A 7154-nucleotide genomic window follows, 5' to 3' on the forward strand; every position below is an offset into this window, starting at 1 on the left:
TTATCGAGATCGTCTACAACAAAAAACGGCTTCACTCCTCCATCGGCTACAGAACACCCGAGGAGATCGAAGCACATTTTCACAACAAAATATCCACCTTAGCTATACCGGAAACTGTCTCAACAACGGGGTAAAGACCAGACTTTCCTGAAAATAGATAACAATGATAACCAAGATAACCATTGATAACGATTTGGGACTGGAATTGCGACGTGACTGAAGCGGAGGCGTGTAAGGCGGAATTGGAAGACGCCATTCTAGTCGTAAGCGAACGAGTGAGCGATGCGGTATACCGGAGGTATGTTGAAGGTGAAGTGAGCCCAGACCAGATGCAAGAAGTTTATGACATGCTTCGCCGATGGTCTCAGTGCGGCGAGGAACTACTTAGGCTACTTAACTGAAAGCATGGATGGGAAAAAGGGTGTGGTGTGTGCGTGAGTCAGGGTAAATGCCGCCCATATCCGTCTGATTCTGCAAGAGAGATAGTTATACTTTTCAGGGACGCCTTGAAATCCTACATTTCCAAACCTCTAATAACTGCAAAACCGCTTCCGCCGGGTGAGATGAATCACATTTTTGGACTTTGCGGCGAGAGTGTTACCGAAATACAGGCGGCGGGGGCCGAATTTGGGTTCAGGAATGTGCAGACCTGAAATAATTATCCTGTGTCGGCCCCGACGCGCCAGAGGAGGAGGTGCGCTCGGCGGGAGCAGTGATTTGGTTTGCGTTCATTCGACGTGACCGTCTGACCGAGAGCCTACATGCAGCAGCGGTCTTGTATTCGCATCCGGACTTTCGTATATTGCCGCTGACTTAATGAGCATCTTCCACATAATTAAAATCATTTTGCACTCGCAAGAGTGGAAACGTCAAGCGTTAGGGTGTGGAAGCCTGCTCACTTGGCGTTTCTAATTTTTGTGAGTGGTTGCCGAAATGGTTGCCATTGAGAGAGTAGAATAGGGAGGAAATCCGAAAACGAACGGATAAATCCCTCAGTTTTCATTCGAGCCCGTAGCTCAGGGGTAGAGCATCTGCCTTTTAAGCAGAGGGCCGTTGGTTCGAGACCAACCGGGCTCACTCAGTTTTCCCTTCCATGATTTACATCCGCATATGCCGTCACCGATTTTATTCAAGGGAGCCGGCCCCGCCAATTACGAGAAATATTCGGGCGAACCCGTTCTCGAGCCGTACGCGCTCGACCTGAGAGACCGGCTCAAGAACGAGCATTTGCGAAACGTCCTGGAGCTGGCGTGCGGCACCGGCAGGGTCACGCGCCATCTGGCGCCGATGATCCCGCCCGGCGGGACGCTCTGCGCGACCGATATCAGCGAAGACATGATGAACGTCGCGAAATCGATCGTCACCGGCCCCGACGTCAACTGGCAAGTCGCAGACGCCCAGCAGTTGCCGTTCGCCGATGCCCGGTTTGACCACGTGATCTGTCAGTACGGCGTGATGTTTTTCGAGGATAAGCTGAAAGCGTTCAGGGAGGTCTCCAGGGTGTTGGAGGGAGGCGGGACATTCGTGTTCAACGTCTGGGATTCCTATGAATCCAATCCGAGGTCGTTCCTGATCCTGCGTGTCCTGGAGAATTGTTTCGGAGAAGTTCCGGTAAAGCTGAAACTGCCTCATTCCTTTCACGACAGGGTCGAAATCGAACGGTTGCTCCGGGCGGCAGGGTTCGGGAGCTTTGCGATTGAAACGGTCCGGAAAGAAGCGCGATACAAGGCCGTGGAGGATATCGTCAACGCGTTCGTGACGGGTTCGCTCTCCTCCGACTTTTTGCAGGAGAAACCCGAGGGGGAGCAGCGGGACTTCAAGGAGAAACTGCGGCTGGAACTCATTTCGGCGTTCGGTGAAAAAGACATCGCCATACCGATGCAGGCGCTGGTTTGCCAAACGGTAAAATGACGCCCCCCGGCCGGGGGGAGGGATGCTATTTCACAAGTATCATTTTCCTCGCGGCAGTGAACTCAATGTGGCCGGTCGCCTCCTCGCGCGCGCTGATCTTATAGTAGTAGACACCTGAGGCAAGGTTCGAGCCGTCGAACTCCACCTCCTGTACCCCCTCGCCCGTTAATTCGTCGTTGATCACCGTCGCCACTTCCTGGCCAAGCGTGTTAAAGAGCTTTAGCGTGACATAGCTTTCAACCGGAAGCTGATACCGGAACACGGTAGTCGGATTGAACGGGTTCGGATAGTTTTGATCGAGGAGATACTCCCGCGGGGGAGCCTCGCTGATCGGTCCGGCGGCGACCGGGCTATTACCGGTCGTCACCCCGGCGGTGGTGAACAATCCCCCCCGCGTTCGGAGGCGGCGAGAAGATGATTATCTCCGGTAAGTGCCAGGGCGATGATATTCTGGTTGGAGAGTCCCGAACTGACCTGCGTCCAGCTTGCGCCGTCATCCGTCGAGGTGAAGACACCGGCCGGCGAGAAATCGTAGACCCCCTTTATCGACCCGGTGCTCACAAACAGGCGGTCGTTCGGGTCGACGATGAGCTGGGAGAAATCGCCGCGATGAAGGGAGGTGCCGGTTTGCACCCATGCGTCTCCTTTATCGGTCGACTTGAAAATGCCTTGGTCTGTTGCCAGAAAGACCGTCCCGGCAGAGTTTGAACCGATAGAGCGGACGGAGATGTCCGTCAAGCCTGTGTTGGATTGGACCCAGGTGATGCCGTTATCTGTCGAACGGACGATGCCGCCGGCGCCGGCGTAGAAATCGCCGTCTGCGGTCTGATGAATGGGCCCGGTGGAGGAGGGATAGACTCTGGACCAGGTGTTTCCTCTATTGTTCGTACGATAGATTCCATTCGAAGAGCCGACGTAGATCGTTCCATCCGTTGCTTCGAGGAACGATGAGAAGCCGTTTACGGTGACGCTCCTATCTGTAAATGTCGTCCACGAGGTCCCGTTGTCGGACGAACGATAGATCGGCGTCCCGCAGCATCCAAACGCGAAAAGAAGTCCGCCGGATGTTCCGCCGATGAGATCGGTCTCCGGCATGAACTGATTTCTCAAGGTCGCCCAGGTCATTCCCTCATCCGTCGACCGGTAGATCCAGTGTCCCGCGTACTGGCTCAATGCGAACAGGTTAGAGGGAGTTGTACGCGCGAAGGTCCAGATTTCGGAGAGCGTGGGACCTTTTTGCAGAAAAGGAGCGGAGCTCTGGGAGATGTACGCTCCATCCCGATCTGTTCCGACGATCGCGACGGCAGGGGATTCGCTGAACGTTAGGGAGAGGATCTCGGAATAGGTTCGGAACAGCTCCTGGTACCTGAAGCCGCTTGGCGTTCTGAAGATTTTGAAGAGCCGGCCGGCGCGCGTCCCGGCGTAAATGTCTCCGTTCGGGGCGGCTCCAACCTTGACGGTGGCATCGGACCCTTTGAGCGGGAGCGGTCTGATTCTCCGGAATATCTGGGCGTTATTATCTGAAACGAAAACGCTCTTCCCATTCGCATAGAGGAGTGTCCGTCCGGCGGAGGCACCAAGCGTTACCTGCGACCCCCGGTGAAGGATGCGCCTCCAATCCTGCCCGTATCTGCTTCTGTAGACCGTCCCCGCGTCGATCGTTGCGATAAAATATCCGTCGGGATTTGCCGCGAACTCATTGACGTTCGCAAAGCTCCCGGCTCCGACTCCCTACTGGTATTTGGGTCCGACGTTCTGCCACGAGGCTCCGTTATCCGACGACTCGAACACGCCGTAATACCCGGCCACATAGATTTTCCCGTTAGAGGGAAACCAGACCGATTTTGCCCCCGCGAGATTGCTCATGAGCGTCCAGGTATTTCCCTCGTCCCCCGATGTATACAGCGCGGAACCCGTCAAGAGATACAGTTCGCCATTCGGCCGAAGGAGGAATTGTGCAGGCGTTTGATCAGGACGATCCTTCGATATGACATATTTGCCTTCCCAGGTCTCCCCTTGATCAGTCGAACGATAATACTGATATTCGACGGGTGAGTTCATTTCCCCTCCAAGGAGTATCGCCCCGCCCGGGGTGGTAACGGAACAAGACACCTTCCCCGTGAACGGACCGGGGAGCTTATTCCAATATGGATCTTGCGACCTGGTGGTTGTGGCAAGCAGAATGAACGGCAGCAGACAGGCAAGATACTTCATGGCGGTTCCCTCCTGAGAACATGGACAGCAACAGCACCAATCGTTCGCTCTCCCATCCGAAACGAGTAGTAACCAGCGGGATGACGCGCGCAATCTACCGAACAAAGGTGCAATTGTCAACTCGCAGGGGGACCGGGGAGTTCCGATTCGGGGTCAGGGTATCTGAATAGTGAATCTCGTCGGGCCGCCCGGGTCGCCGTCGAGGTTGAATTCGAACCGGTGGTGGGTGAGAATCTCCTGCACCAGCGTCAGGCCGATCCCCTGGCCGGTCTCTTTGGTGCTGAAAAAAGGTGTAAAGATCAGATGCTTCACCTCGGGCGGAATGCCCGAGCCGGTATCCTCGATGGAGATGAGAAGGCCGGACCCCCTTTGCTCGAGCCGTACACGGATGACGCCCTCCCGCCCGATTGCCTCCATGGCGTTCTTCAGGATGTTCACGAACACCTGTTCCATCTGGTGGGGGTCGATAGGACGGGAAACGTTAGCCGAGACGTCGAACTCCGTCCGGATTTCAATCGACCGGCTGTCGCACTCCGGCTTCATCAACGCGCAGATTTCCCCCAGCATCGCTTTAAGGTCTACGGGACTCTTGACGGGTTGGGGGAGCCGGACAATGTCCGCGAAGCTCTTCATGAAGGCGTTGAGGTGCTCCGTGCGCGAGATGGCGATCCGGATCGCGTTGACGAAATCCATCCGGTCTTCCTCCCGCAACTGGTCCCGGTAGTGCAGGCTGGAATGGAGCAGCGAGTTGGCGGCGCCGATCGAGTTGTTGACTTCGTGGGACATCATCCTGATCAGCTTTTCGTAGGCGGCCTTCTCCGATTGGCGCAATTCCTCGGTCAATTCCTCGAGCAGAAAGAATGTGCGCGGAAAACCGCGGTCGAGGAATTCCGAGCGTATGCACTTCAATCTCCGGATCCCGTGCATCGTGACGAGGATCGATTCGCCGGCCTTCAGGGCGCGTAACGGCGCCGAGAGGGGGGAAGAGAGTTCCTCGAGACGCTTTCCGTTCATTCCCCGCGCCGGGCACTGAAAAAATTGTTCCGCCGCCGGATTCGCCATCGAGACCTTCTGCTCGAAATCGAATGTGATGATCCCCGCGGGGGAGGCGGCCATGATCTTTTCGAGGAAAAAGTGCTGTTCCTGGAGCGCGAGCCGCTCGTCCTGGAGCGTTTCGATCATCTTGTTGTAGACCCCGATGAGCGCATCCATTTCGGGCTGCCCCGAAAGCCGCAGCCGCGTGGTGAAGTCCTTCTCTCTCAGGGAATCGGCTCCCGCCAGAAGGAGATCGAGCGGCTGGAAGAGCCCCTTAAAGAGTTTGAACGCCACGATCCCCGAGAGAAGGAGGAGCGCCTCGAGTGCCAGGAACCAGATCCGGTACTCCCAGAGAAGGGAGACGATCCACACCGCGGACGCGAGATGGAGAACGACGATGTAGAGGATGAATTTGCGGCGGAGCGTCACGTCCTGATCCCGAACTTCTCAAACCGCCGGTACAGCGCCGCGCGGCTCAAGCCCAGCGACTGAGCGACTTTGCTGATATTTCCCTCGAAGTGCTCCATTGATTTCAGGATCATTCCCCGTTCGATCTCGTCCAGTGTGGCGCTCCCCACGGGGGGGAGAGCCTGCTCCTTTGCCGCATCCGGCCCGGGACTCATCGATGCGGAAAAATCCTCGATCGTGAGGATTTCCTTCCCGCACAGAAGGACCGCGCGCTCGATCACGTGCCGGAGTTGCCGGATGTTGCCGGGCCAATGCAACCCCTGCAGCCACCGCATGGCGTCCGGGGCAATCGACAGGGTCGCCCTGCGGTAGACATTCGCGAGACTCTGGATGAAATAGCCGGCAAGGAGAGGGATGTCGCCCCGCCGCTCCCTGAGCGGGGCAAGGTGGATGGCGATCAGGTTGAGCCGGTAAAGAAGATCCTCGCGGAATTTCCCGCGGGAAACAGCGTCGCTGAGATCGGCGTTGGTGGCCGAAAGGACGCGCACATCGACCGCGCGGGTCTCGCTCGAGCCGACCTGCTCAAACGTCCGGTCCTGCAGCACACGGAGCATTTTCACCTGGCAGCTTCCGTCAAGATCGCCGATTTCATCGAGAAAAATCGTCCCGCCGGCTGCCGCCTCAAATCTGCCCGCCCGATCCTGGCGGGCGTCGGTGAAGGCGCCCTTCACATGGCCGAACATCTCGCTGTCGAACAGGCTTGAAGAGATTCCTGCGATGTTCACCTTCAGGAACGGGCCGTCCCTGCGGTTGCTGTTGCGGTGGATCGCTTCGGCCACGAGCTCCTTTCCGGTCCCGCTTTCGCCGGTGATGAGCACCGAGGCGTCCGTGGCGCTCACCCTCCCCGCGATTTCGAGCGCGGCAAGGAGTTTGGGATCGGATCCGATGATGGGCGAAAAATCGTACTGCGTGTCGAGCTCCTCGCGGGTCGGTGTCCGGGGACGCACTCCGCGCGGGTTGACGCGCGCCAGCCCGAGGGCGGTTTTCACCGACTGAAGGAGTTGTTCGTTCGTCCACGGTTTGGTGATAAAGTCCGACGCTCCCGCGCGAACGCCCTGGACGGCGAGAGCGATCGACCCCCAGCCGGTCATGAGGATCACGGGGACCTGTTCGTGGGAGGTTCTGATCTGGGCAAGGAGACGAAGCCCCTCCTCACCCGTCGTATTCCGGGTGAAGTTCATGTCCTGGATGACAAGGTCGACATCACGGGAGGAGAGATGCGCCAGCGCCTCGGAAGGCGAGGCGGCCGACCGGGTCCGGTACCCGGCCTGCTTCAAAAGGAGCGCAAGGGAGGCCAGTACGGACGGGTCGTCGTCGATCAGTAAGATCTCGTTGTTCATGCGATCCCGAAAAGGTACGCCTTTGCACTCTGAAAGGCAATCACTCGATTTGACTCACTAAAGATCTATTCCAAATGGGGTTGTTGCCTCACGTATATTTCTATTCCAAAATCAGTGGAGATTTTCGACCTTTTGGTAACCATTCCGAGAGGTCGATCCCATGGGACTTACTATGCGTGAGAAGCA

At 57.1% G+C, this 7154-nt stretch carries 6 protein-coding genes and 1 tRNA gene; 2 read left to right on the plus strand and 5 right to left on the minus strand.

Features of this window, described 5'->3' with window-relative positions; all coding sequences use genetic code 11:
* Nucleotides 1-1005 precede the first annotated feature (1005 nt).
* Both VI215_09670 and VI215_09675 read left to right on the plus strand, forming a co-directional pair.
* A tRNA-Lys gene (locus tag VI215_09670) sits at nucleotides 1006-1077 on the plus strand.
* 33 nt (nucleotides 1078-1110) lie between these two features.
* Entirely contained in the window at nucleotides 1111-1911 is an 801-nt protein-coding gene (locus tag VI215_09675) for a class I SAM-dependent methyltransferase (GenBank protein HEY6192575.1), read from the plus strand.
* 25 nt (nucleotides 1912-1936) lie between these two features.
* On the opposite strand, the gene VI215_09680 is transcribed toward VI215_09675, so the two are convergent.
* The 5 genes from VI215_09680 to VI215_09700 all read right to left on the minus strand — a co-directional run bounded on the left by VI215_09680 (nucleotide 1937) and on the right by VI215_09700 (nucleotide 6968).
* Complete coding sequence (locus VI215_09680) at nucleotides 1937-2296, minus strand: T9SS type A sorting domain-containing protein (protein ID HEY6192576.1); 360 nt, start codon at nucleotides 2294-2296, stop codon at nucleotides 1937-1939.
* Nucleotides 2275-3036, minus strand: coding sequence for a hypothetical protein (locus VI215_09685; protein ID HEY6192577.1), 762 nt, complete (start codon nucleotides 3034-3036; stop codon nucleotides 2275-2277). The genes VI215_09680 and VI215_09685 overlap by 22 nt, the downstream gene beginning before the upstream one ends.
* A 606-nt stretch (nucleotides 3037-3642) precedes the next feature.
* The gene (locus VI215_09690; protein ID HEY6192578.1) at nucleotides 3643-4125 is read right to left on the minus strand and encodes a sialidase family protein; all 483 of its coding nucleotides are present in this window, start codon (nucleotides 4123-4125) and stop codon (nucleotides 3643-3645) included.
* A 153-nt stretch (nucleotides 4126-4278) separates the two neighbouring features.
* On the minus strand, nucleotides 4279-5589 hold the full coding sequence (locus VI215_09695; GenBank protein HEY6192579.1) for an ATP-binding protein: 1311 nt from the start codon (nucleotides 5587-5589) through the stop codon (nucleotides 4279-4281).
* Nucleotides 5586-6968 carry a sigma-54 dependent transcriptional regulator gene (locus VI215_09700; protein HEY6192580.1) on the minus strand — a complete coding sequence of 461 codons (1383 nt, stop codon included), beginning with the start codon at nucleotides 6966-6968 and terminating at the stop codon, nucleotides 5586-5588. The genes VI215_09695 and VI215_09700 overlap by 4 nt, the downstream gene beginning before the upstream one ends.
* Nucleotides 6969-7154 lie beyond the last annotated feature (186 nt).

The sequence above is a fragment of the Bacteroidota bacterium genome, from assembly GCA_036522515.1.
In the GTDB taxonomy this organism is placed as follows: domain Bacteria; phylum Bacteroidota; class Ignavibacteria; order UBA10030; family SZUA-254; genus VBOC01.